General features: G+C 72.8%; 16 protein-coding genes. 14 read left to right on the forward strand and 2 right to left on the reverse strand.

Annotation, left to right across the window (positions count from 1 at the left end):
* Nucleotides 1–192: 192 nt before the first annotated feature.
* From rplK to Leucomu_RS01505, 10 genes are all read left to right on the forward strand, one after another.
* Nucleotides 193–624: a 50S ribosomal protein L11 gene (gene rplK, locus Leucomu_RS01460; protein WP_017884363.1), complete on the forward strand. Its 432-nt coding sequence runs from the start codon at nt 193–195 to the stop codon at nt 622–624.
* Between the two features lie 12 nt (nt 625–636).
* Nucleotides 637–1,326: a 50S ribosomal protein L1 gene (rplA, locus tag Leucomu_RS01465; RefSeq protein WP_017884364.1), complete on the forward strand. Its 690-nt coding sequence runs from the start codon at nt 637–639 to the stop codon at nt 1,324–1,326.
* 542 nt (nt 1,327–1,868) lie between these two features.
* Nucleotides 1,869–3,005 carry a serine/threonine-protein kinase gene (locus tag Leucomu_RS01470; RefSeq protein ID WP_128386110.1) on the forward strand — a complete coding sequence of 379 codons (1,137 nt, stop codon included), beginning with the start codon at nt 1,869–1,871 and terminating at the stop codon, nt 3,003–3,005.
* A 98-nt stretch (nt 3,006–3,103) separates the two neighbouring features.
* Nucleotides 3,104–9,007 (forward strand): Ig-like domain-containing protein, encoded by a 5,904-nt coding sequence (locus Leucomu_RS01475; RefSeq protein ID WP_128386111.1) that lies wholly within the window; start codon nt 3,104–3,106, stop codon nt 9,005–9,007.
* Nucleotides 9,008–9,107: 100 nt separating this feature from the next.
* Complete coding sequence (locus Leucomu_RS01480; RefSeq protein ID WP_017884367.1) at nt 9,108–10,133, forward strand: AAA family ATPase; 1,026 nt, start codon at nt 9,108–9,110, stop codon at nt 10,131–10,133.
* The gene (locus Leucomu_RS01485; RefSeq protein WP_128386112.1) at nt 10,130–11,515 is read left to right on the forward strand and encodes a DUF58 domain-containing protein; all 1,386 of its coding nucleotides are present in this window, start codon (nt 10,130–10,132) and stop codon (nt 11,513–11,515) included. The genes Leucomu_RS01480 and Leucomu_RS01485 overlap by 4 nt, the downstream gene beginning before the upstream one ends.
* A 50-nt stretch (nt 11,516–11,565) precedes the next feature.
* Nucleotides 11,566–14,028: a DUF3488 domain-containing protein gene (locus Leucomu_RS01490; protein WP_228407184.1), complete on the forward strand. Its 2,463-nt coding sequence runs from the start codon at nt 11,566–11,568 to the stop codon at nt 14,026–14,028.
* Nucleotides 14,025–14,873: a PP2C family protein-serine/threonine phosphatase gene (locus tag Leucomu_RS01495; RefSeq protein WP_128386114.1), complete on the forward strand. Its 849-nt coding sequence runs from the start codon at nt 14,025–14,027 to the stop codon at nt 14,871–14,873. Before Leucomu_RS01490 ends, Leucomu_RS01495 begins: the two co-directional genes overlap by 4 nt.
* A complete protein-coding gene (locus Leucomu_RS01500) occupies nt 14,870–15,670 on the forward strand; it encodes a hypothetical protein (protein ID WP_128386115.1) in 801 nt (266 codons plus the stop codon). Before Leucomu_RS01495 ends, Leucomu_RS01500 begins: the two co-directional genes overlap by 4 nt.
* Before the next feature lie 111 nt (nt 15,671–15,781).
* Nucleotides 15,782–17,350 (forward strand): DUF5684 domain-containing protein, encoded by a 1,569-nt coding sequence (locus Leucomu_RS01505; RefSeq protein ID WP_128386116.1) that lies wholly within the window; start codon nt 15,782–15,784, stop codon nt 17,348–17,350.
* 18 nt (nt 17,351–17,368) lie between these two features.
* Here Leucomu_RS01505 and putP read toward each other — a convergent pair whose 3' ends face one another.
* Entirely contained in the window at nt 17,369–18,856 is a 1,488-nt protein-coding gene (gene putP / locus Leucomu_RS01510) for a sodium/proline symporter PutP (protein WP_128386117.1), read from the reverse strand.
* 121 nt (nt 18,857–18,977) lie between these two features.
* Nucleotides 18,978–22,547, reverse strand: a complete 3,570-nt coding sequence (locus Leucomu_RS01515; protein ID WP_128386118.1) for a proline dehydrogenase family protein — start codon at nt 22,545–22,547, stop codon at nt 18,978–18,980.
* A gap of 153 nt (nt 22,548–22,700) precedes the next feature.
* Between Leucomu_RS01515 and Leucomu_RS01520 the strand changes: the two genes are divergently transcribed.
* From Leucomu_RS01520 to Leucomu_RS01535, 4 genes are all read left to right on the forward strand, one after another.
* Nucleotides 22,701–23,615: a LysR substrate-binding domain-containing protein gene (locus Leucomu_RS01520; RefSeq protein ID WP_128386119.1), complete on the forward strand. Its 915-nt coding sequence runs from the start codon at nt 22,701–22,703 to the stop codon at nt 23,613–23,615.
* A 110-nt stretch (nt 23,616–23,725) separates the two neighbouring features.
* A complete protein-coding gene (locus Leucomu_RS01525) occupies nt 23,726–24,421 on the forward strand; it encodes an endonuclease/exonuclease/phosphatase family protein (protein ID WP_017884374.1) in 696 nt (231 codons plus the stop codon).
* Nucleotides 24,422–24,847: 426 nt separating this feature from the next.
* Entirely contained in the window at nt 24,848–25,459 is a 612-nt protein-coding gene (locus tag Leucomu_RS01530) for a hypothetical protein (protein ID WP_128386120.1), read from the forward strand.
* A gap of 596 nt (nt 25,460–26,055) precedes the next feature.
* Nucleotides 26,056–26,286 carry an FmdB family zinc ribbon protein gene (locus Leucomu_RS01535; protein WP_267128456.1) on the forward strand — a complete coding sequence of 77 codons (231 nt, stop codon included), beginning with the start codon at nt 26,056–26,058 and terminating at the stop codon, nt 26,284–26,286.
* Nucleotides 26,287–26,328: the final 42 nt, after the last annotated feature.

Consider the following 26,328-nt stretch of genomic DNA (forward strand, 5'->3'; position numbering starts at 1 on the left):
GTCGAGAACGGGGATGAGCGCGCGCGAAGGGCGTGGGGTGCGGGATCGGGGCGGATCCGGTAGACTTGCCTGGTTTGCGTCTTCGCGCGCCCTCGTGGCGTGCGCGGCGCAGACGGACACCGCACCCCGGACCGGCCGGGGAGAGCGGGAGAGCACGCGCAACCGCGCGGGTTCGATCGAAAGGAAACAATCATGGCAAAGGCCAAGAAGGTTACCGGTCTGATCAAGCTTCAGATCGCAGCCGGCGCCGCCAACCCGGCACCCCCCGTGGGTCCCGCGCTGGGTCAGCACGGCGTCAACATCATGGAGTTCTGCAAGGCCTACAACGCGGCCACGGAATCCCAGCGCGGCAACATCGTGCCCGTCGAGATCACGGTCTACGAGGATCGCTCGTTCACCTTCGTGCTCAAGACCCCTCCGGCGGCCGAGCTGCTGAAGAAGGCTGCTGGCGTGCAGAAGGGCTCCGGCACTCCCCACACCGTCAAGGTGGCGAAGGTCACCGCCGAGCAGGTCCGCGCGATCGCCGAGCAGAAGCAGGCCGATCTCAACGCGAACGACCTCGACGCAGCATCGAAGATCATCGCCGGCACCGCCCGCTCCATGGGCATCACGGTCGAAGGCTAAGGGGTAGGACACATGGCACAGAAGTCGAAGGCGTACCGCGCCGCTGCCGAGAAGATCCAGGCAGGCAAGTTCTACACTCCCGCTGAGGCCGTGGCCCTGGCGAAGGAGACCGGTTCCACCAAGACCGACTCGACCGTCGAGGTCGCCGTCAAGCTCGGCGTGGATCCCCGCAAGGCCGACCAGATGGTGCGCGGCACCGTCAACCTCCCCCACGGCACCGGCAAGACCGCGCGCGTCATCGTGTTCGCGGTGGGCCCGGCCGCTGAGGCCGCCATCGCCGCCGGCGCCGACGAGGTGGGTGGCGACGAGCTGATCGAGAAGGTGGCCGCAGGCTACACCGACTTCGATTCGGCTGTCGCGACCCCCGAGCTCATGGGCAAGGTCGGTCGTCTGGGCAAGGTGCTCGGCCCCCGCGGCCTCATGCCGAACCCCAAGACCGGCACCGTCACCCCCAACACGGCCAAGGCCGTCGAGGACATCAAGGGCGGCAAGATCGAGTTCCGCGTCGACAAGCACGCCAACGTGCACTTCATCGTCGGCAAGGCCTCGTTCTCGGCCGAGCAGCTCACCGATAACATCAACTCGGTGCTCGAGGAGATCTCGCGCCTGAAGCCGTCGTCGGCCAAGGGCAAGTACGTGCAGAAGGGCGCCGTCTCGACGACCTTCGGCCCGGGCATCCCGCTCGACGTCGCCGGCCTGTAAGGCTCCGCGCGACCGCATCGCACCGCCCCGCTCTCCTCGGAGAGCGGGGCGGTGCTGTTTGTGCCGGGCTGGCCTGCGCGGCACGCCCTGCGGCACCGATCGAGCTTCGGGCACCGAATACGTCGGGATCGGGGTGCGTGAGGGTCGGTCGGTGCGCGTGGGCGCCCCGGGGTGGGGGAGCCCGGAGCGGCGTGGGGGAGGGCGAGCCGGTGTTTTGGTGCGTCGCACGTCGGTCCATGTCTTGTGCCCTGCGGCACCGATCGAGCTTCGGGCACCGAATACGTCGGGATCGGGGTGCGTGAGGGTCGATCGGTGCGCGTGGGTGCCCCGCGGCGGGGGGGGGGGGAGAACAGAGCGAGGCAGAGCGGCCCCGCGGCGAGGGAGATCAGGCCGCGGGAGCACCGCGAGCCGCGGTTCGGAGGGCCGCTGGCGGCGTGCACGAGGCCCGGGCCGGTCTCCCCCACACCTGTCGGCGGAGGCGCCCTTCGTGCTTTAGCATTGGGGTATGTTCCCGAGGGCCGCAGTGAACGTCGCGATCAGCCATGGCTGACGCGATACCGGTGAGCCCTCCCCGCATCTCGGGCTTCAACTACGTGCGCCCCCTGGGTTCGGGCGGTTTCGCGCACGTCTATCAGTACGAGCAGGACATGCCGCGCCGGGTGGTCGCGGTGAAGGTGCTCACCGGCGGCGATCGGGGCGGCACGATCGGCGCCTCCCCCGAGGATCGGTCGGCGTTCGACGCCGAGGCCGACGCGATGGCCCGTCTCTCGAGCCACCCCTCGATCGTGTCGATCTTCGCAGCGAGCATCTCGAGCGACGGCCACCCCTACATCGCGATGGAGTTCTGCCCCGAGTCGTTCCGCCACCGCTCCAACGGCAACCCCATTCCGCTCGATCAGGTGCTCGACGCGGGGGTGCGCCTGGCGGGCGCGCTCGAGACCGCGCACCGAGCGGGCATCCTGCACCGCGACATCAAACCCTCCAACGTGCTGCTCGCCACCACGGGTCGCCCGGTGCTGGCCGACTTCGGCATCGTGTCGTTGCGCGGTCAGATGCGGGGAACGGGCACGAGCGAGGCGATGTCGATCCCGTGGGCGGCTCCCGAGGTGATCGATCGTTCCACTGCGGGCACGGCGGCCAGCGAGGTGTGGTCGCTCGCGGCGACCCTGTACACCTTCGCCGCGGGCCGTTCGCCGTTCGCCCGCGATGACGGCGAGAAGGATTCGCGCAAGGCGATGAGCGATCGCATCCGGCGGGCGAGGTACACGCCGGTGCCCGGCGCCCAGGGTTATGAGGCGTTCGACGGGGTGATGGCGGCGGCGCTGGCGAAGCAGCCGGAGCAGCGCTTCGCCTCGATGCAGCAGTTCGGCGAGGCCCTGCAGCAGTTGCAGCGCCTGTACGGGTACGACGTGACCCCGCTCGATGTCGTGCGGTCGGAGTGGGTGCCGCCCGTCGCGACCGCGACCGGTGTGCGCGGCCCGGTGGTGTCGAGCGTGCAGGCGGACGGTCGGGCGCTCAAGCGGGCCGAGCTCGAGCGCGAGCGTGCGGCGGCCGAGGAGTCGCGCGGGGTGCGGCGCGAGCGCGGCGCCGTGCTGCGCCCGGTGCTGATCGGCGCCGGGTCTGCGGCCGTCGTGCTGCTGGTGGCGGCGGTGCTGTTCGCGGTGCTGGGCGGTAGGTGATGGCTCGGGGGGATCGTGCACAGCGGGTTCGGGGGCAGGCGGCGCGAAGTCGCCGCTCGCGTCTGATCACCTGGATCTCGGGCGCCGCGGCGCTGGCGATGATCGCGACGATCGCGGTGGTCGCAGCGGGTTACGACGCGCGCGAGACGCCTCGCGAGGATCCCTCGGTCTGGGCGATGCGCGGCTCGGGTCAGTACGCCCGCGTGAACACGCTGACGGCCGAGATCGACACGGTGCGCAGGGTCGAGGATCCGAGCGGTGTGCTGCAGTCGGGTTCGAGCGGCGCCGTGCTGAGCCATGGCAACGGCCGCATCTGGGACATCGATCCGACCATGCCCCGGGATCTCGTCGAGGACGGCGGATCGACGGACCAGGGCACCGACCAGGACGCGGAGGGGAACGAGGACGGCGAGGCCGGCGCCGAAACGGGCGGCGGGAACGCGTCTGCGACTACGGACCCCGCCGGCGCCGCGGGGGAGGGGCCGGTCGCGGCCCGCGCTCCCGACGGCACGCGCGACACCGTCGCGGCTGGGGACGCGGTGGTCTTCCGCACCGAGGACGGCGACGTGTTCCTCGCCAGGTTCGCGGGCGGCGCGGGCGCGGCGGGCGGCCTCGGGGATCCGGTGCTGCTCGACCCGCTCGCCGATTCGGACGCGGGTGACGCCGACGCCGAGGAGAACGAGGGGGAGGGGGCCCGCTTCGCGTCGAGCGCGGTCGCGCTCGACGCCGAGGGGCGCCTCGTGCTGTTCTCGGCGGAGGCCGGCGAACTGCGCTGGTACGACGTGGAGCGCGGCCGCTTCATGGGGGTCGACGAGGCCCCCGCGGGCGTGCCGGGCGAGGGTGTGCAGTTGGCGATCGTGGCGGGCGACTGGGTGCTGTTCGACGCGGAGTCGGGGCGGCTCTGGCGAGAGGGGTCGGATCAGCCGGTCGAGTTCGACGCGGGCGCCGACGCCCGTCTGCAGTCCTCGAGCACCCGCAGCGCCGGCGGCGAGTCGCTCGTGGCCGACGGTTCCGGGCTCTGGAGCGTGACCGAGCGGGGCGCCGAGCGGATCGACGCGGGCGACGGCACGCCCGTGCAGCCGATCCAGCTGGGGGAGAGCCGCTACGCCGCCTGGGTGGGGCAGAGCGGCGCACGACTGTGGTCGTCGGCCGAGGGGGCGATGCCGCTCGAACTCGACGGTTCGGTCGAGATGCCGGGGCAGCCGGATCCGGTCTTCCGCTCGAACGGCACGAGCGCGCTGCTGTCGGAGCAGGGCACGGGCATGATGTGGACGCTGCCGGAGGGGCGGCTGATCCCCGTCGAGCAGTGGTCGCTCGTCGACCCGCCGAAGGAGCGCAGCGGAACCGTGGTGGTCGCCGACGTGGCCGAGCAGGAGCCCCCCGTCGCCGTGAACGACGCGTTCGGCGTGCGCGCGGGCGAGCCGGCGCCGCTGCCGGTGCTGCTCAACGACTACGACCCGAACCGCAAGGACGTGCTCACGATCGTGCCGGACGGCCTCGGCGAGGGGCTCGCCCCCGAGTTCGGGGCGGTGTCGCTGCTGTCGGACGGGCAGTCGCTCGTGATCCAGCCCGCGCCCGATGCTCGGGGCACCGCCTCGTTCTCGTACCGCATCACCGACGGCGTGCACGTCTCCGAGCCCGCGACGGTCTCGCTGACGGTCGTCGCCCCCGACGTGAACTCGGCCCCGGAGTGGTGCCCCGTGGAGGGGTGCCAGCGGGAGTGGCCGAGCCCCGAGCTCGCGCCGGGCGGTACGCTCGTGCTGCCGATCCTGGAGGGCTGGGTCGACCCCGAGGGGGATCCGATGATGCTCGCGAGCGCTCGGCCGGTGAACGCCGAGGATCCTGTGCGCGTGCTCGTGACCGGCGACGGCCGCTTCGCGCTGCGCCACGCCGACCCGAATGCGGGTGACAGCGACGTGCCGGTGCGCGTACAGGTCGCCGACTCGCACGGCGAGACGACCGAGCGCGACATGATCGTGCAGATCCGCTCGAACGCGCGAGCCGAGATGCACCCGATCGCCAGCACGGCGATCGTGGATCAGCCCGCGATCACCCGCCCCCTGAACCGCATCGTGGGGGGATCCGGATCGTACGCCCTCGTCGACGCGAGCCTGCAGAGCGGCAGCGCCGAGGTCGGCGTGAACCTGGGCGCCGGCACCGTCGAGGTGCGCGCGAAGCAGGCGGGCACCTCGCTCGTCGCGGTCACCGCGCGCGACACGGGCACCGACGCCGAGATCACCGGTGTGCTGCGGGTCACCGCCCTGGACTCGCGGCCCCAGCTCGGGCTGCCGCCGCTGCGAGCGTTCGTGCGCCCGCTCGCCGATACGACGATCGACGTGCTCGACGCCGTGCCCGGCGCGAACTCGCGGGCGCTCGTGGTGCGCTCGGCGTCGGTCGTCGACGGGGAACTGCGCGCCGACGTGCTGGAGCACGCGCAGGTGCGGGTCTCGGGCAGCACGCCCGACGGCGCCCCGGGCAGGATCGGTTCCGCCGACGTCGTGATCGAGGAGGGCGCGGAGGCGTCGACCGCGAGGCTGACCGTCTTCCAGGTCGCCGAGAGCGGCGAGGGCGGTGCGATCGCGGTCGCCGACAACATCACGGTGCGTGCGGGCGCGGTGGCCGACATCCCCGTGCTCGACAACGACGTGGCTCCGCCCGGTCAGCGGCTCGTGCTGCACCCCGAGATCGGCGGGTCCGGCGCGAAGGGCGAGCTCGCCTTCGCGTCGGGCAACACGCTGCGCTACCTCGCCCCCGACCAGCCCGGCAGCTACACCCTCACCTACACCGCCTATGGGGCGAGCACGCCCGAGGCGAGCGACGTGGGCCAGGTGCGCGTCACGGTGCTCCCGCGCGAGGGCAACCGGGATCCTCAGCCCGCCTCGCTCACGGTGCGCCTCGCGCCCGGCGAGCGCAGCACCGTGCGGGTGCCGCTGTCGGGCGTGGATCCCGACGGCGATCGCGTGCGCCTGGTGGGCGTGAGCGCGTCTGAAGACCCCCAGCTCACGGCCTCGATCGTGTCGCGCTCGGCGGCGCTGCAGGTCGAGGCGTCGAGGAATGTGGCGCCCGGCGTGCAGACCCTCGCCTACACCGTGCGCGACGGCTTCGGCGGCGAGGCCGAGGGGCGGCTGCGCGTGATCCTCGTCGAGGAGACGGGCGGATCGCGGGCCCCGGTCGTGTTCAGCGACTACGTGCGCATGGTGAAGGGCGCCGCTGCGCCCGCGGTGGTGCGGCCCCTCGACAACGACACCGACCCGGCGGGCGGCAGACTCGAGCTCGTCGAGGTGGTGCCGAACGTGCCGGGCGGCGAGGACTCGCCCCAGTACCGGCGGTTGCAGGAACGGCTCGACCTGTCGCAGCTGAAGCGGGGGCGCGTGGTCGTGCGGGGAGCCGAAGAGCTCGGCACCGTCTCGTACCGCTACACGGTGCGCTCTTCGGCCTCGTCGAGCACCGCCGACGGGCTGATCGTGGTGCAGGTGTCAGCCCGGGTGGGGCAGCAGGCGCCCACCGTGCGGGACACGGTGCTCTCGGCGCGCGACCGGGCCGAGCTCGAGCGCGGCGGTGTCGACGTCGTCACCGACCGGGTGCACTGGGCGGCGGGCGATCCCGGCTCGCTGACGCTCTCGGTGTGGGTCGGAGCGGCGGATCGCTTCACCGCGAGCGGATCCCGCATCTCCGGCGCCTACCGCGCCGAGGGCGACCTCGTGCCTTTCCGGCTGACCGGCGAGGATCTGAGCGGGGCTCAGGTGCAGACGTTCGGCTTCCTCGTGATCCCGCCCCTCGACGAGCTGCGGCTCACGCTGAAGCCCGGGCTCGCCCCGCTGTCGGTGAACGAGGGGAAGACGATCGAGGCGAGGCTCGCCGACCTCGTGGATCTCGCGAGCGGCGACCGCGCGGAGTTCAAGACGGGCGCCTTCCCCGTGCAGCGCGGTCAGGCGAGCTGCGAGGCGACGAGCGCCACGACGCTGCGCTACTCGGCGGGCAAGGAGGGGCCCTGGGGCGACAGCTGCTTGATCTCGGTGAAGCTCGCCGAGCAGAAGGCGTGGACCCAGCTCTCGGTGCCGGTGCAGATCGTGCCCGACGAGCCCGTCGCGGAGCTCGAGCCGCTCACCAGGACCGTCGCCCCCGGCGTCTCGCAGACGATCGACCTCGTCGACATGGTGCGCTGGCAGGGCGGCCGTCAGGGCGACACGGCTCGGCTCGAGTTCCAGGTGAGCGGCGGGGGCGGCGGCTTCGAGGTCGCCCAGTCGGGGTCGCAGCTCGAGGTGCGGGCCCGCGCCGACGCGGTGCCCGGGCGCGAGGACGTGCTCGTGGTGAGCGTCGCGAGCGGTGGCGGCAGCCAGGCGCCGCTCGCCCTGCGCGTGGGGGAGGCGGCCAAGGACACCCCGCGCGGTGCCACCGTCGCGCTGAACTGCACCGTCGGATCGGACTGCCGCGCGCAGCTGATCGGCGCGCCCGGCGAGTACGATCCCTTCCAGGGCAAGACCGGCGGCGGCCTGCGGCTCGAGTCGGTCGACGCGAGCGGCTGCGCCGTCGCGGCGCTGCAGATGTCGGGGGACGGGGTGAGCGCGACCTGGCCGCAGGGCTCCGGAGGCCCCGGCGGCAAGTGCACCGCCACCTACACCGTGCGAGACGCGCAGAACCGGCTCGGCCAGGGGCGCATCGAGCTCGACGCGCAGGGAGTGCCGCGGCGCCCTTCATCCATCACTGCGAGCGCGTACACCGCGAACTCGGTGACGCTCAGCGTCACCCTCAGCGACGAGACCTCGCACCCGGCCACCGAAGGTGTGCGGGTGCTGATGGACGGCGCGCCGAGCTCCGGCAGCTGCGCGGGGTCGGGCTCGTCGTACCGTTGCACGGTCGGAGGGCTCGTCAACGGCGAGAAGCACAGCTTCACCGCCGTGGCATTCAACGCGGTGGGCGATTCGGCGCCCACCGCGAACGCCGTGCAGGCGTGGGCCTACGAGCGGCCCGATGCGCCGCGGGTCGAATGGCGGCAGGTGTCTGCCGAAACAGCCGACGCGGGCACGCTGAGATTCCAGATCAACGGCAGACCCGGCACGAGCGGATACCGGATCGCGACACCGGCCGGAACTACCAGCGTCAGCGGGCAGAACACCATGGCGACGGTGCCGAATATACCCGTCGGCAACCCGACGGTGACCATCGTGCCGCTGAGCGCCTTCGAACCTCCGGACGGCGACTCGGCCGAGGGATCGAACTGGAGCGAGAACGTCAGAGTGACGGGCCGACCGGTGGTCTCGATCACCGCGGGCGAATCGGCGCAGGGAAGCAATACCGCGACAGTGCACGTCAGCGTCGACTCCCGCGGTGCCGAGGGCACCAGATACGGCGTGACGAAGCACTCCTTCTGCAATCCGAACAACGGCGGCGAAGGCGGCACCGAGACGGTGACGGGCACCGCGTATCACCCGCTCACCGTGACCGCCTGCGCCGAGAACGAGTGGGGTCCCGCGCTGGCCACCGCCTCGGTCACCGTCAATGTCGGGGGCACGCCTCCGGCTCCGACGGTCACGGCCGGCTACACCATCGGCCCTGGCGCCACCGTCAGCGGCTCGACCGCGAGTTACACGCTCACCAGCGGCCCCTCCGTGTCGGCGACCTCAGGGCACACGCTCGACTACCGGGTGAACGGTTCGAGCGTCGGCAGTTCGTTCCCCTCGTCCATGACACCTGGCGCCGCCTATAGCGTGGCCCAGTGCAAGAACGGTGTGTGCTCCGACGCTGTCAGCATCCCGGGCAACGCCCCCGGTCCCGTATCCGTCGATCTCAGCGGCTGCATCCCCTCGAACGCCACCACAGCCGAGCTGCTCGCCAGGGTCTCCGAGCACGCCCGTTCCTCGGCGTCACCGACCTTCGATCACGCGGGCGGAACTCTGACGGTGCTGTGGACGGGGGCCTACAGCAGCCTGAGCACGCTCGAAGCGGCCGTCTGCGCGCAACCCGATCCTGCAGACCCCGGCGGCGAACCGCCGGGGCCCTGAGCCGGGATTCCCGGCCCATGACCCCGATCCCTCGGTCGTACCGGCGATCCCGAACCCGACCCAGCCCATCAGCCCCCTCAGCGAGCAGAAGGAAGCACAGATGACACCCGAGCCGCAGCCGAACAGCGCCCCCCTCGGTGCCCGAGTCGCCGCCGACGCCGTCGGCCCGATCACCGACGAGCGGGCCCGATGGGCGTGCGAGGCCGTGCGCACCGTCGCCGACGCGATCGAGGTGGCGATCCAGGGCAAGCGCCGCGTGATCGAACTGGTGATCGCCACCGCGATCGCCGGCGGGCACGTGCTGCTCGAGGACGTGCCGGGCACGGGCAAGACCGCGCTCGCCCGTGCCCTCGCGAAGACGATGCACGGCACCTCGTCGCGCATCCAGTTCACGCCCGACCTGCTGCCCGGCGATGTCACCGGCATCACCGTCTACGACCAGAAGCAGGGCATCTTCGAGTTCCACGCGGGCCCGATCTTCGCGAACGTGGTGCTCGCCGATGAGATCAACCGGGCGAGCCCGAAGACGCAGTCGGCGCTGCTCGAGGTGATGGAGGAGCACCAGGTCACCGTCGACGGCCAGACCCACCCCGTGGGCGAGCCCTTCCTGGTGATCGCCACCCAGAACCCCGTCGAGCAGGCCGGCACCTACCGGCTGCCGGAGGCGCAGCTCGACCGCTTCATGATCAAGACCTCGATCGGCTACCCGGACGACGCCGCCATGATGCGCATCCTGCAGCAGATCGCCCGCACCCCCGAGGTGCCGGCCGTGATGAACGCGGGCACCCTCACGCAGCTGCAGCAGTTCGCGCGCGCCGTCTCGGTGAGCCCGCTCATCGCCTCCTACGTATCGCAGCTCGTCGAGGCCAGCCGCCGAGCCGGCGAGGTGCGCCTCGGGGCCAGCGTGCGCGGCGCGCTCGCCCTCGTGCGCATGGCGTCGGCGTGGGCGCTCGTCTGCGGCCGCTCCTACGTCACACCCGACGACGTGCGCGAGCTCGCCATCCCCGTGCTCGCGCACCGCCTCGTGCTCGAGCCCGAGGCCGAGTTCGACGGAGTCACCGCCGAGGCCGTGATCGGGCAGATCCTGATCGACACCCCCGTTCCGCAGGAGAACGGCACGGCGTGAGCGGCGAGAGCACCCAGCGCCGTCTGTTCCGCACCGCCACGCGCGGTACGCGGCACACTCGGGGCACCCGAACGGGGTCTCGTCTCGGCGAGACCCGCACGTCGACGCGCGCGCTCGACCCGACCCAGCGCCGCCGCGTCGTCACGCGCCGGTGGTGGCGCCGCACGCGTCGACGCGCCGGACGCGTCTGGCGCGGTGTGACCCAGGCGGTCACCCCGCTGGGCTGGTTCGTGCTCGCGGTCACGGTCGTCGGCGCGGTGCTGGGTGCGGCGTTCTCGTGGGTCGAGGCCTGGTTCGCCGCCGTGGTGGGCGGCCTGCTGCTCATCATCGCGGCACCGTTCCTGATCGGCAGCCGGGCCTACCGGGTGCGGATCGCGCTCGACCGCAAGAGCGTGACGGTGGGCGGCGAGGTGCAGGTGAGGGTGCTCGTCGAGAACGGCGGATCGCGGCCGGCGCTGCCGGCGGTCACCGAACTGCCGGTGGGGCCGGCGCTGCGGGAGCTCACGATCCCGTTCATCGGTGCGGGCGCCTCGGTGGAGCTGCCGGTGCGGGTGCCGGCCGTGCAGCGCGGCGTGGTGCCGGTCGGACCGCTCACCGTCGCGCGCCGCGACCCCGTGGGGCTGCTGCGACGCGAGGTCACCTGGCAGGAGCGGCACCTCGTGCACGTGCATCCCGCCATCGCGGCGCTGCCGCAGAACTCCGCGGGCCTCGTGCGCGATCTCGAGGGCACCGCGAGCCGGCGCCTCACCGACTCCGACCTCTCGTTCTACGCGGTGCGCGAGTACGCGCGGGGCGACGCCATGCGGCACGTGCACTGGAAGTCGACGGCCAAGACCGGCACGCTCATGGTGCGGCAGTACGAGGAGTCGCAGACCGCCCGCGTCGCCGTGCTGTTCGACGCGATCCGCGAGGAGTACCAGAACGACGACGAGTTCGAACTCGCCGTGAGCGTGGCGGCGTCGATCTCCGTGCAGGCGGTGCGGGAGGGGCGCGAGCGCTTCGTCGCCTCCGCCTGGGCGCCGGGCCGGGTGCGCCCCAGCATCGACGGACTCGAGGAGCTGCCCTCGCGCGACCCGCAGCAGCTGCTCGACGCCTGGGCCGAGCTCGAGGCGGCCCCGGACGGGCTGCCGTTCGAGCTGCTCGCACGGGGCCTCGCCCAGTCGCGCCGCCCGCTGTCGATCGTGGCGATCGTCACGGGATCCGGAGCCGACCTCACGCGCATCCGCCGGGCCGCGATCGTCTTCAACCCGGACGTGCACGTGCTCGCGGTGCGCTGCGAGCTGCACTCGGAACCCCGTGCGCAGCGCATCGACCCGCTCGCCATGTTCACGGTGGGCGCTCTCGGCGACCTGCCGCAGCTGATGATCAGGGGCGCGCTGTGAGGCCGGAGCGGGCGGCGGCCCGGGCCGCCTGGGGAGCGGCGGCTGCGGCAGTGGCGCTCGCGCTCGGCGTGTGGGCGGCCTGGCCCATCTACCGCACGCCGTGGCTCTGGCTCGTCGCCGGGGTCGCGCTCGTGCTGGGCGCGGGCATCGCGTGGCTGCGGGATCGGCTGCGCCTCGGCCCGATCGTGCTGGCGGCCGTGACGCTCGCGGCCTTCGCGCTCACGGTCGTGCCGGTCGCGGTGCCCGAGGCGATGCCGCCGGCGCGCGGCGGCGGGGGGCTGCTGCGCGGACTGCTCGACGGGCTCGCCGCCGTCGCCCTGGGATGGAAGCAGCTGCTCACCCTCACGCTGCCGGTCGGCACCTACCGCACGGTGCTCGTGCCCGCCTACGTGGTGTTCCTGCTCACGGCGCTGCTCACCGGCATTCTCGCCCGCCGGTCGGCCCGCGCGGCGACGCTCGCGGCGGTGCCCCTGCTCGCACCCGTCGCCTTCGGCACGGTGTTCGGGGCGTCTCAGCTGAGCGCCCCGCTGCACATCGGCGCTCTCACCGTCGCGGCGCCTCGTGAGATCGGGTTGTGGCTCGCGGCCGCAGCGGTGGCGGCCGTCTGGGTGGCGTTCGTCTCGGGCGAGGAGCGCCGCGCCGCCCTCAAGCTCGGCCGTGCGGCCGGCAGCGTCGCGCGCGGACGGAGCGGGGCGTCGCGGGTGCTCGTCGGCGCGGGGATCGTGGTGGTCGCGCTCGTCGCGGGCACCGCGCTCGCCCCCGTGCTCGACGCGGGGGCCCGTGCCGTGCCGCGCGACCGCATCGATCCCGAGATCGTGGTGCGCGAGCGGCCGAGCCCGCTCGCCGCCTACCGCAGCTCCAAGCGCGACGCCGCTCTCGACGCGCCCCTCTTCTCGGTCTCGTCGACGGGCGCGCTGCCCGAGCGGCTGCGCCTCGCGGTGCTCGACGCCTACGACGGGGTCGACTTCCACATCAGCGACGACGCGGCCGGGCGCTTCACCCGCTTCCCGAGCGGCGATCGTATCGTCGACCCCGAGCGGGTCACGGTGCGGATCGATGAAGGGTACTCCGACATCTGGGCGCCCGCGGCTCCGCTCGGCAGCCCGCCCGTGTTCACGGGCACGCGGGCCGACGAGCTCGCCGACGCGTTCTACGTGAACCGTGAGACGGGCGGTGCGATCGCGGTGCCCCGCGCGGCCGCGTCCGGATCGGGGAGCGCCGCCGGATCGGGGAGCGCCGCCGCGGGGACCGCCTCCGGCGCGACCGACCGCGCCATCGGGCTCGCCGCGGGCGACGGCTACTCCGCCGACATGCAGACCGCCCCGGATCCCGCGATCGACCGGCTCGGGGAGCCCGGCGCGCCGAGTTTCGACGTCGACACCGCGCCCGAGCTCGGCGCGTGGATCGAGCGCCAGCACCAGCCCGGCGGCGCCGAGGGCCTCGCCGAACTCATCGATCGGCTGCGGCAGCGCGGCTACCTGAGCCACTCGATGAGCGGCGGCGAGGGGGAGCGCCTGTGGCTCGACCGGCTGAGCGAGCGGTACGGCACCCAGTTCGAGCCGAGTGCCGGCGGTCACTCCCTCGCCCGCATCGAGTCCCTCTTCGAGCAGCTCAACGCGCAGCAGCTCGCCGCGGGCGAGAGCGCGACCTCCGCGCAGCTCGTGGCCGGCGTCGGCGACGACGAGCAGTTCGCGACGGCCGCCGCGCTCATCGCGCGCGCGCTCGGCTACGACGCGCGAGTGGTGGTCGGAGTGCGGCTCGGGGGAGAGGATCAGGGGGTCGACGGCGTGCCGGCATGCTCGGGCGAGTGCGCGGGCGAGCATCTCGCGGCCTGGATCGAGGCGCGCGGCGACCGCGGCGAGTGGGTGCCGCTCGACGTCACGCCGCAGGTCGAGCAGCGGCCGGAGCGGTTGGAGCAGGGCGAGCAGCTGCCCGAGTTCCCGACGACCCCGGAGGAGCGCGACGCCCGCGAGGCGGATCCCCCGGTGGGGCTCGGCGAGCAGGGGGACGGCGACGATCCCGACGCCCCCGTGCCCGGCGCGTCGGCGCTCTGGCCGGTGCTGCGCGCCGCGGGCCTCTCGCTCGCAGCACTCGCCCTGCTGGCCGCGCCCTTCCTCTTCCTGCCCCTCGCGAAGCGCGTGCGCGCTCGCCGCAGGCGTTCCGAGCGGGTGCCCGAGCTGCGCGCGCTCGGAGCCTGGGAGGAGATGGTGGATCGCGCCCGCGACGCCGGGGTGCCGGTGCCGGGCAACGCGGCGCGCAGCGAGATCGCCGCGGTGCTGGGCACCGCGCCCGCGCTGTGGGCGGCTGCGCAGGTGGATCGCGCCGTGTTCTCGCCGCGCGGCATCGACCCCGGCACGGTCGATCAACTCTGGCGGGCCGCTGACGCGGATCGCGACGAGCGAGCCGTGGGGATGAGTGCGATGGCCAGGCTTCGCGCGGCGTACTCGCTGCGCTCGTACGGAATCGGAGTGGGGCGGCGCGGTCGGCCGCACCCGGGAGGTGAGCGCGCATGAACGGTGTGCCGAACGGAGGGGGCCGCGAACGGCGGCCCGTGATCGCGGCGGCGGCGCGCACGGATACCGGCCTGCGCCGGGCCGTCAACGAGGATCTGGCGCTCGCGCAGCTGCCGGTGTTCGTGGTGGCCGACGGCATGGGCGGGCACTCTGCGGGCGACCTCGCGAGCGCTGCGGCGATCGGGGCGTTCGCGCGGCTCGCCGCGCTCGGCGGGGGGCGCCCGCTCGTGATCGCCGACGTCGACGCGGCGCTCGAGGCGGCTCGCTGCGCGGTCGATGAGATCTCTCGGGAGGCCGAGCGCGGCGCCGGCTGCACCCTGACCGGGGTCGTGCTGGTGGAGCACGGGGGCGAGCCGCACTGGTATGTGATCAACGTCGGAGACTCGCGCGTCTACCAGCACCGGGGCGCAAGCCTCGCCCAGATCACCTCGGACCACTCGCTGCACGCCGAGCTCACCGCGGCCGGTCACGCCGACGCCGCGAGCACCCCCCGCAACGTGATCACGCGGGCGCTCGGCTCCGACGACGCCCGCCACGACGCCTGGCTGCTGCCACTGCGCACCGGCATGCGACTGCTGGTCTGCTCGGACGGCCTCACCTCCGAGCTCGGCGACGAAGAGCTGCGCGCCGTGCTCACCGTGGGCGGGCGAGCCGATGCGGTGGCCGACGAGCTGGTGCGGCGCGCCTGCGAAGCGGGTGGGCGGGACAACGTGACCGTGGTGGTGGTCGACACGGTCTCGGACGGCCTCGGGCCCGAGACCCCGCATGATCCGCTGCCCGATCCGGGGGACGCCGACGAGGTCGACGAGACCACCCTCGAGGTGACGAGGCCGGTGACACGATGACGGGCGAGGAGCGCACGCCGCCGCGGGGCCCGGAGGAGCCCGCGGGTCTCGACGACACCACCACGGTCGTGCCCCGCGGCGAGCGCGGGCGGCGCCGTGACGACGCGCCCGTGCCCGGCGAGGCGCCCGTGCCCGTCCTCGACGAGGCTCACGACGACGCCACGGTCGTCGTGCCGCGGCGCGGCCGCCGAGCGGCGGGTGAGGGCGCCGCCGGGAGCGCCCCGTCTGCGAGCTCTCGGGTGCCGCCGGTCCCGCCCCAAGCGCCGGTGCCCCCGAACGGGTCGGTCCGGAGCGATCCGGCTCCGAGCGGCTCGTCCCCGAGCGGGTCGTCTCCGGGCGAGCCCGTCGACGACGCGACCGTGATCGTGCGGCGCGGCGCGGCCCCCGGGGTCGACGACGCGACCGTGGTGGCTCCTGCGCGGCGCAGGTCCCGAACCGGAGCCCCCGCGCCCGAGCGCCGACGCGATCCGCGTCCGGATCCGCCCGCTTCGCCCGTCGAAGACCCGCCGTGGAGCGCGGTGCTGCCCCGCAGCGGCGTGGGAGGCGGCGTGCTGCCGAGCATCTACGGCCCCCGCAGCCCTCGGCAGGGCGCCGACCGCACCGACGCCGACGCCGTGCACCGGCGCATCGGGCCTCCGCCGGCCGCAGCCGCGGCCCCTCAGCCCGAACGGGAGCCTCTGCCATCGTTGGCTAGGCGCGCCCGTCGATCCCGCATCATCACCGTCTCGGCCTACGCGGCCACGGCCGCTGTGTCGGTGCTCGGCCTGTGGGGGGTGGCTCGTCTTGCGTTCGGATGACCGCCGGAGAACCCGCCATAATCGCACACGGACCTTTGCGTCACGGCACGGCCACGGATATCGTTATGCAGAGTTGATGCCGCAACTCTCGCGTCTGGAAAGCAGGAGCACATGCCCTCGACCCCTCTGAGCCCCGACGTCCTCCCGGTCATCGGGACGACGTATGCGCCCGCTCCCTCCCTGGGGCCCGCGGTGCTGCTCGCGCTCGGCGTCTGGTCGCTCGTCGGCATCGCGTTCTACGTCTGGTACCTCTGGTCGCTCTCGCGGCTGTTCCCGCGCATCGGCCTGCCCTCGAGCCACGGCTGGATCCCGGTCTGGAATCAGTGGCAGCTCGTGCAGCGGGGCGGCCTGCCCGGCTGGCTCGTGCTCTTCGGCCTCGTGCCCGGCCTCTCGGTCGTCGCGTTCGTGGTCTCGGTGATCGCGATCCACCGGCTCAACGTCGAGCACGGCAAGGGCGGCGGCTTCACCGTGCTGGGAGCCCTGCTGCCGCCGGTGTGGGCGATGCTGCTCGCCAGCGCCATCGAGCAGAACGGCCCCGCAGCCGCGTACGGCTACGGCGCGTACGGGTCGGCTCCCGCGGCTCCGGATCACGCCTATTCCGTCGCCCCCGCGCCGCAGGGCGGCTACGCGCCCGCGGTTCCGCAGACGCCCGTCTACGCCCAGCAGCAGGCGGTTCCGCCGGCGCAGCCCCAGCAGCCGTGGCAGCACGCTCCGGTCTCGCAGCCCGCGGCCGCGGATCAGGGCGAGCCGGTCGACGCCCTGGCGCGGCTGTTCGCCGAGCCGCAGCCGCAGCAGCCGCAGCAGCCGCAGCAGGGGCAGCAGGCGCAGCCGCAGCAGCAGCCCGGCGACGAGTGGGGCTTCAGCAGGACCACCGAGGGCGACTACCAGCGGCTCGCGCAGGAAGGGTACCAGCAGCGCCAGGCCCCCGTGCTCGGCGGCGAGGAGCCGGCGCGGCCCTTCGCGTGGCCGAGCATCGAGGAGTCGAACCCGAAATCCGCGCCGGCCGCACCGCAGGCTCCGGCCCCTCAGACGCCGCAGCAGCCGCCCGCTCCGGCCGCCCCCGCCGCCGGGCTTCCCGGGGTGGCTCTCCCCCCGATTCCCCAGCCCGTTCCGCCGCAGCCCGTGGTCGCGCCCGATCCGGCTCCCGCGCAGCAGGATTCCTTCTCGACGCAGCGCCCGTCCATCTTCGACTCGAACCCCGACTCGAGCGCCGCCCCCGGCCCCGACACCGAGACCGCGCGCTCCGAGCACCGGCCCGGCGATCCCGCAGACCCGGCCGCCGCGGCAGCCGCCGCGAATGCCGCCCCGCCCGCCGCAGATGACGACGAGCTCGACCGCACCGTCGTCGTTCCGCGCCGCACGTGCTGGGGGCTCGAACTGCCCGACGGCGAGGTGCTCGAGCTGCGCGGCGACGACATCGTGGTGGGCCGCAAGCCCGAGGCCCGCGACGACGGCGGCGTGCTGCAGATCGCCGATCCCACGCGCACCCTCTCGAAGTCGCACGCCCGACTGCGCCGCGCCGGCGAATCGTGGACGATCGAGGATCTCGACTCCACGAACGGCGTCGCCCTCGTCGACGAGCGCGGCGACCAGGTGCCGCTCGAGGCCGCCCGCGAGACGCCCGTCACCGAGCGTCTCGTCATCGGCACGCTCGAGGTGACGCTGCGCCGCATCAGCTGAGCGCGGGGCGCTTCCGCGCTACCGCTGCTTGCCGACGGCGATCATCACGCCGGTGTCCTGCTCGATCTCCTCGTTGCGCCGGTAGGTGGCGAGACTCACCCCCACGGCGACGAGGAGCGCGAGCACGAAGGCCGGTAGCAGCTCGTAGAGCCCCGTCTCGAACAGCGGCCAGACGAAGACGCCGATCGCGCCCGACACCATGCCGGCGAGCGCGCCCCAGTTGGTGAGCCTGCGCCAGTAGAGGCTCAGCAGCACGATCGGTCCGAACGCGGCGCCGAAGCCGGCCCACGCGAAGGCCACGAGGCCCAGGATCGTGTCGTTGGGGGTGATCGCGAGCAGCGCTGCGATCGCGGCGATGAGCAGCACGCCGGCGCGGCCGAGCACGACGAGCGTCTGCTGGCTCGGCGGCGTCTTCTTCACCGCGCGGTAGATGTCCTCGACGAGCGCCGACGAGCACACGATGAGCTGGCTCGACAGGGTGCTCATGATCGCCGCGAGCACCGAGGCGAGCACCAGACCCGACACGAGCGGGTGCAGCAGCGTCTGCGAGAGCAGCAGCACGACGGTCTCGGGGTTCTGCGGCGCGCCGCCGAACTTGTCGAAGTAGGCGATGCCGATGAGGCCGGCGCTCACCGCGCCGAGCAGCGACACGAACTGCCAGCTGGTGCCGATGCGGCGCGCGCTCGCGGCGTCGCGGGTGCTGCGCAGGGCCATGAAGCGCACGATGATGTGCGGCTGGCCGAAGTAGCCGAGGCCCCAGGCGAGGCCCGAGATCACGATCAGCGCGGTGGCGCCGGCGCCGAGCTCTGCGCCGCCGAAGATCGAGAGGTTGCCCGACCCGACGGTCTCGACGATGCTCGCGGTCTCGCTGAACCCGCCGATGTTCACGATCGCCACGACGGGCACGATCACGAGCGCGGTGACCATCATGAGACCCTGCACCACATCGGTGAGCGAGGCCCCCAGGAACCCGCCGAACAGTGTGTACGCGAGCGTCACCGCGGTCACGATCACCATGCCGACGATGTACTCGCCGCCGAACGCGCTCTCGAAGAAGACGCCGCCGGCGACCATGCCCGACGAGGCGTACAGGGTGAAGAACACGAGGATGATGATGCTCGCCGCACTGCGCAGCAGCCGCGAGCGGTCGCGCAGGCGGTTCTCGAAGAAGCTCGGGATCGTGATCGAGTTGCGGGAGACCTCGGTGTAGGCGCGCAGTCGGGGCGCGACGAGGCGCCAGTTGAGGTAGGAGCCGATGAGCAGGCCCACCGCGATCCAGCCCTCGATGAGGCCCGTGGCGTAGATGGCCCCCGGCAGACCCATGATGAGCCACCCCGACATGTCGGAGGCGCCCGCGCTCAGCGCGGCGACCCAGGGCGGCAGCCCGCGGCCGGCGAGCATGTACCCCTCGTGGTCGCTCGTCCTGCGGAACGCCATGTAGCCGATGAACAGCATGAGCGCGAAGTAGAGCCCGAGGGCGATGTAGAGGAAGACCTGGTCGGACATCGTCGTCCCTTTCTATGGTGTGGCTGGAGGGAGCTCGGGCGGATCCTGATGCGGTTCCACTCTCGCACACTCCCGGGTGCGGCCCTTCGCCTCGAACGGGGTCCGAGGCGAAGGGCCCGGGTCAGATGAGACCCTGGGAGAGCCGGTTCGGCGTGCCGAACCGGTGAGCGGTGATCGACACCGCCTGCTCGTGCAGGTGCGGCAGCATCTCGACCCGGCCGGCCGAGACGACCTCGCCGCCGTAGACCGCGATGTCGGGTTTGCCCGCCGCGACCCGGTAGGCCTCGGACACCTCGTGCGTGCGCGACTCGCCGGCGACGATGCGGATGCGCGCCCCCGCGTGGGGACCGTCCTGAGCCGCGAGGTCGCGCACACGGTCCTTCCAGGCTTCGTCGTCCTCGAAGTGCAGTTCGACGCGCGCGCCGACGAGGGCCGCGATCACGGGTTGAGGCAGGGCGACCGGCGTGCTCACGACGGGAGCGGCCCCGGCGGCGATTCCTGCGGCGATCGCGCGCACCGCCCGGTGCAGCGGGGCGTCGGCCGTGAGGCGGATCGTCACGGGCACCGGCAGGTAGCGCAGCAGGTTGCGCTCGACGCCCAGTCGGGAGGCGTCGCGGGCGATCCCGAACTCCGCTTCACACGCTGCGGCGTCCGAGCCGAGCGCGGCCCGGAGCCAGACGAGCTCGTCGCCCGCGACGCCCGCCTGCTGCGCGGCGGTGAGCAGCGGGGCCGCCGCGGGACGAGGGGCGCGCAGTTCGCCCCGCACCGGGGCGTCGGCCCAATCTCCGAGACCGTGCAGGTAGTTGGGGCCGCCGGCCTTGGTGCCGGCGCCGATGGCCGACTTCTTCCAGCCGCCGAACGACTGCCTTCGCACGATGGCCCCCGTGATGCCGCGGTTCACGTACAGGTTGCCCGCCTCGACCCGGTCGAGCCAGAGCGCGAGCTCGTCGCGGTCGAGGGAGTGCAGGCCGCTCGTCAGACCGTAGTCGATCTCGTTCACCAGATCGATCGCCTCGTCGAGGGTCTTCGCGGTCATGATGCCGAGGATCGGCCCGAAGTACTCGGTGAGGTGGTACTCGGAGCCGCGCTGCACGCCGTCGCGCACGCCGGGGCTCCACAGCTTGTTGCCGCCCTGCCCGTCGAGCGCGAGCGGGCTGTCGCTCGCGAGCGGGCGCGGTTCGACGAGCCACTGCTCGCCCGGGCCGAGGGTGGTGAGCCCCCGCAGCAGCTTGCCGTCGGGCGCGGTGATGATGGTGCCCATCTGGGTCTCGAGATGCTCGGGCGTGCCCACCTCGAGCGAGCGCACCGCGTCGAGCAGCTGCCCGCGGAAGCGCTTCGAGGTCGCGACGGAGCCGACGAGGATCACGAGCGACGCGGCCGAGCACTTCTGGCCGGCGTGGCCGAAGGCCGACTGCGCGACGTCTCTCGCGGCGAGGTCGAGGTCGGCGTTGGGGGTGACGATGATCGCGTTCTTGCCGCTCGTCTCGGCGAGGATCGGCAGATCGCGGCGCAGCTCGCGGAAGGCGACGGCGGTCTCGTACGCCCCGGTGAGGATGAGACGGTCGATGCGCGGATCGGCGACCAGCTTCGAACCGAGACCGCGGTCGGCGAACTGCACGAACTGCAGCACCTCGCGGGGCACGCCCGCCTCCCACAGAGCCTCGACCATCACGGCGCCCGAGCGGGCGGCGCTCGAGGCCGGCTTGATGATCACCGAGGATCCCGCGGCGAGTGCCGAGAGCACGCCGCCCGCGGGGATCGCCACCGGGAAGTTCCAGGGCGGGATCACCGCGATGAGCTTCTGCGGCCGGTACTCGGCGCCGTCGACCTGCTCGAGCAGCTGGCCGAGCATCGCGTAGTAGTTCGCGAAGTCGATGGCCTCGCTCACCTCGGGGTCGCCCTGGTCGAGGGTCTTGCCGCACTCCGATCCCATGACCTCGAGCAGTTCGGCCCGGCGCGCCTCGAGACGCTCGCCCGCGCGGATGAGGATGCGGGCGCGCTCGTCGGCGCCGAGCGCCTGCCATGCGTCGGCGGCGGCGACGCCGCGCTCGACGACCTCGTTCAGCGCGCTCTCGTCGCCGATGCGCGACGACTCGACGAGCCGGGAACCGAGCTGCGACGCGGCCATGCGGTCGGCGATGGCGCGGCCCCACTCCCGGTTGCCCGGCAGGTCGGGGTCGGTGTCGGGCGTGTTCTCGAAGTCGCCGCGCCGGCCTGCCGCGACGCGGGCTTCGACGCGGGCCTCCGCGCCGGCGTCGTCGTAGTGCCGGCGGTCCTGCCGACGGTTGGGCTTCGGCACGTCGTACGACTCGGGGGATCCGTCGCCGGTGATCCCCGCGAGGTCGTCGAGCGATGCGAGGAAGCGCTGCTCCTCCCGTGCGAACAGGGCCTCGTCGTCGTGCAGCTCGAACACCGCCGACATGAAGTTCTCCTGGCTCGCCCCCTCCTCGAGGCGGCGGATCAGGTATGCGATCGCGACGTCGAACTCCTCGGGGTGCACGACGGGGGTGTAGAGCAGCAGCGACCCCACCTCGCGCCTCACCGCCTCGGCCTGCCCGGTCGCCATGCCGAGCAGCATCTCGAACTCGATACCGGCCTCGGCGCCGCGCTCCTTCGCGAGCAGCCAGGCGAGCGCCACGTCGAAGAGGTTGTGCCCGGCGACGCCGATCCGCACGTTCTGCACCCGATCGGGGGTGAGGGCGTAGTCGATCACGGCCTTGTAGCTCGTGTCCGAATCCTGCTTGCTGCCCCACGTGGCCGCGGGCCAGCCGTGGATCGCGGCGTCCACGTGCTCCATCGGCAGGTTCGCGCCCTTCACGATGCGCACCTTGACGGGAGCCCCGCCGTGGGCCACCCGGCGCGCGGCCCACTCCTGCAGGTCGATCATCGCGCCGAGCGCATCGGGCAGATACGCCTGCAGCACGATGCCGGCCTCGAGCCGTGCGAACTCGGGGCGTCCGAGGATCCGCTTGAACACCGCGATGGTGAGGTCGAGATCCTTGTACTCCTCCATGTCGAGGTTGATGAACTTCTTCGGGCTGGCCGCGTTCGCCCGCTCGAAGAGGGGCACCAGCTGCTGCTCGATGTGCGCGACGGCCTCGTCGAAGGCCCAGTGGTTGTGCGGCGCGACCGTCGACGACACCTTGATCGACACGTAGTCGACGTCGGGCCGGGCGAGCAGCCGGTGCGTGCCGGCCAGCCGCCGCTCGGCCTCGTGCTCGCCGAGGATCGCCTCGCCGAGCAGGTTGATGTTGAGGCGCACCCCGTCGCGCTTGATCTTCGCGATCGCGGAGCCGAGCTTCGCGTCGCTCGCGTCGATGATGAGGTGGCTCACCATCTGGCGCAGCACCCGGCGGGCGATCGGCACGACCACACCGGGCAGGGGCTTCGCGAAGGCGCCGCCGAGGCCGATGGCGCCGCGCATGGGGGCGGGCAGGAACCCCGGGGTGAGGGGCGTGAGCTCATGCAGCTTCTTCGCCGCGGCGCCGAGGTCTTCGGGGCGCACCACCCCGTCGACGAAGCCGACGGTGAAGTCGAGGCCGTTCGGATCGCGCAGCACGCCCGCGAGGCGCGCCGCGGAGGCGTCGACGGGGAACTCGGAGGCCTCGCGCAGCCAGCGCCGCACGAGGGCGATGGCGGGCTCGGCGAGGTCCTGGGGGCGGGCGGCGGTGCCTGCGGTGCGACTGCTCACGGCTGACCTTTCTGGGGGACGCACGGCGCGTCTGAGCGGGTGTGCTTGCTCCGGCCAGTGTGAGCCGTGTCGAGCCTGAAGTAAAGCGATACTTTTCACCGGGTAATATGAAGCAGAACTGAATCATTGGGATCCCCGCCCGGAAAGGCCCCCATGCTCGAGATGAAGCGCCTGCGGCTGCTCTGGGAGCTGCACGCCCGCGGCACCGTCGCCGCCGTCGCCGAGGCGCTCAACTACAGCCCCTCCGCCGTCTCCCAGCAGCTCGCCGTGCTCGAGCGGGAAGCCGGCGCTCAGCTGCTGCGGCGCGCCGGCCGCACGCTCGAGCTCACACCCGCGGGCGAGGTGCTCGTCGCCGAGACCGCCGAGCTGCTCGCCGGCCTCGAACGCGCCGAGGCCGCCCTGCACCGCGTGCGCGAGGCAGTCGTCGGCACGATCCGCGTGGCCGCGTTCCAGACCGCGATGCTCTCGGTGCTTCCCGGTGCGCTGCGCAGGCTCCGCGAGCGCTACCCGGGCCTGCGCGTCGAAGTGGTGCAGTACGAACCGGGCGCCGCGCTGCAGGAGACCTGGATCCGCAGCTTCGACCTCGTCGTCGCCGAGCAGTACCCCGGCCACGCCGCCGAGCACTTCCAGGGGCTGGATCGCGAACCCCTCACCCGGGATCCGATCCGTCTCGCCGTGCCGCCCAGCGGAGCCGGCGACCCGCGCTTCGATCGCGCCGAGCGCATCGAGGACCTCGCCGAACTGCCCTGGGTGATGGAGCCGCAGGGCGCGGCGACGCGGCACTGGGCCGAGCAGGCCTGCCGCACCGCGGGCTTCGAGCCCGACGTGCGCTACGAGACCGCCGACCTGCAGGCGCACATCGGCTTCATCGAGTCCGGCAACGCGGTCGCCCTGCTGCCGGGCCTCGTGCACGTCGGCGCCGCGCCGCGGCTGCGGCTCATCGAACTGCCCGACCGCCCCCACCGCACCGTCTTCACCGCCGTGCGCGCCTCGCAGGGCCGCCACCCCGCGCTCGCAGCGGTGCGCGAGGCGCTCGCCGCAGAGGCCGCGCGGTTGCCGTTCGACTGAACGCCCCGCATGCCCCACCCATGCAAGCGCTGAGAGTATCGGCGCGTTCAGCTCCACGAGCGTAAGGTAGTGCTGTCGGACTCCGACGCCCACCCGAGGAAGGGAGCTGCATGAAGGTCGTCAGCTACAACCTGCGCAAGAACCGGGCCGTCACCGAGATCGGTGCGCTGGCAGAGGATCACGAGATCGACGTGCTCTGCCTGCAAGAGGCGGAGGCGATCGCCCTCCCCGCGCACCTCGGCCACATGAGACTCGTGCACGCCACCGAGCGCAACCGGCTCGGCCTCGCGATGTATGTGCGCGAGGAGCGGTTCTTCGCCCGATCGGCCCACACCTTCCAGCTCAAGAAGTCGCTGCACGACCGGCTGCTCGCGCCCGCCCACGAGCGGCTGCTCGGCGCGCGCCTGCACGACGCCGAGATGAGCCGCGACTTCGTCGTCGCGTCGTTCCACGCCGCCCCGCTCACCGCTCTCAACTCGCTGCGCAGGCACCAGATCCACGCCGCCCTCGGCGAGCTTCGCGCGCTCGGCCCGGGCCTGCCGGCGCTCATGGTGGGCGACTACAACTACCCCGTCTTCAAGGGGCGCCTCGACACCGAGATGCGCGACCACGGCTACGAGCTGAGCCTCAGCGACAAGCGCACCTACACGCGCTACAAGATGTTCCGCGGCCACTTCGACTTCGCGACCTCCTCGGGCATCGACATCTCGAGCGTGCGCACCCTGAACCGCGGCCTCTCCGACCACCTGCCGATCATGGTGTCGGCCTCGCTGCGTGAGGACTCGCTGGTGCCCGTGCCCGCGTAGGCTCCCGCCCCGCGGGCTGAGGCCCGCCCTCCCGCCCTCCCGCCCTCCCGCTCTCTCTCAATCGGCCCGACTTCCTCCCATCAAGAGCCGGCGGAACCCCGCGCTTCAGTGGACGAAGTCGGGCGGATTCCGTCGAGGGAGTTATCCACAGCTACGGCGTGCCGGTCAGAGCCGAGCTCGGCGCCTGTGGATAGCGAGCGTCGGCCTCTCGCCGCCGCCTAACGTCGTCGTATGAAGCCGCTCCAGCAGATCCGTCTTCCCTTCGACCAGGGCCCTGCCGTGCCGGTCGCCGCGCTGCTCGAGGGCGGGGTTCCGAGATGGCGCCTGTATCGCGGTGATACGAAGCGAGTCTTCCGCGGGATCCTGGTGGAAGGACACGCGGACCCTGCACTGCTCGAGACGCGTATCGCGGGAGCGCGTGCCCTCATGCGCCCGGGCCGGTTCCTCTCCCGCGCGACTGCCGCGCTGGCGTATGACATTCCGCTGCTGCGCGAGCCCCGCGACCTCGAGGTCGGTGCGGTGCGGCCGATGAAACCCCCGGAGCGGCGTGGAATCCGCGGTCACCAGGTGCGCGCCGGTGCCCTGCTCGAGACGCCGCTGGAGCCTCTCTGGCTGCCCTCACCGGCCGAGGTCTGGGCGCTGCTCGCGGGCGCGTACCCGCTGGAGCAGCTGATCATGGCCGGCGATTTCCTCATCTCCGGCAGGGACCGCTGGGCCGAGCCGCTCTGCAGCATCGAAGAGCTGACGGCGACGGCCCGCCGTTTCGGCGGGTGCAGCGGGTCGGCCAAGCTCGTCGCAGCCCTGCCGAGGCTGCGCACCGGAGTGGAGTCGCCCGCCGAGTCGCTCACGCGGCTGCTCATCGAGAACGCGGGGCTGCCGACCCCGCAGACCTGTTGCAGCGTGCCGGTCGACGGGCGGGTGCTCCACGCCGACCTCGGATATCCCGAGTGGAAGACGCGATCGAGTACGACGGCGTCTATCACCAGCAGGGCGGCGTCGAGTAGCGGCGCCTCGACAACTCCCGCCGAGAGGCGATGATCGATGCCGGGTGGCGGGTGCTCACGGTGACGGCGCTGGACCTGCGCGACCCCTCCGCCTTTCTGCGCAGACTGGGGAAGGCCATCGCGGCGGCCCGCGCGGTGCGCGGCGTCTGACCTGCCGGCGAGCTCTGCCGGTCGCCTCCCGCCGCCTCGGTGGTCACGATCGGTCCGACTGCGTCTCATGAACACCGCCCGAATCGGGCTTCGTCATGGGACGAAGGTGGGCCGATCCATCGGCGGGAGCGGGAGCGGGGGCGCGGGAGAGCGTGGGGAGACGGGAGGCGCGGGCGGGATCGGTGAGCGGGAGCGGCGGCCCGGCGCGCGGGCGGGATCGGTGAGCGGGAGCGGCGGCCCGGTGCGCGGGCGGGATCGGTGAGCGGGAGCGGCGGCCCGGCCTGCGGAGCGCCCGCGGTCGACTCCGTTGACTTCGCACAGCGGCGCGGTTATGGTGGCGGCAATGGGTCTCCGAACCCGGTGGCCCGCTCGACGGAGAGGCCGAATGCTCCTGCTCGGCATCTGAGTTCCGAGGGGGTCCGGTTGCCCAGTTACTCGTACCGATGCTCGGAGGGGTGCCGCTTCGACGCCCTCTACTCGATGGCCGAGGTGCCCCGGGAGACCGACTGCCGCGTGTGCGGCGCCCGGGCGCGACGCTCGGTGACGGCGCCGCATCTCTCACGCAGCGGCACTTCGGCGTTCCAGCTCATGGAGCGGTCTGCGAAGAGCGCCTCCGAGCCCGAGATCGTGAGCGGTGTGCCCCCGTCGGCTTCGCGCCGCGCCCAGTCCACGACTCGTCACCCGCTGCACGCGAAGCTGCCGCGTCCCTGATCCGAGTCCTCGAAGACCGTTACATCCGAACACCCGGCGGCA

It is taken from the genome of Leucobacter muris, assembly GCF_004028235.1.
Classification (GTDB): Bacteria; Actinomycetota; Actinomycetes; order Actinomycetales; family Microbacteriaceae; genus Leucobacter; species Leucobacter muris.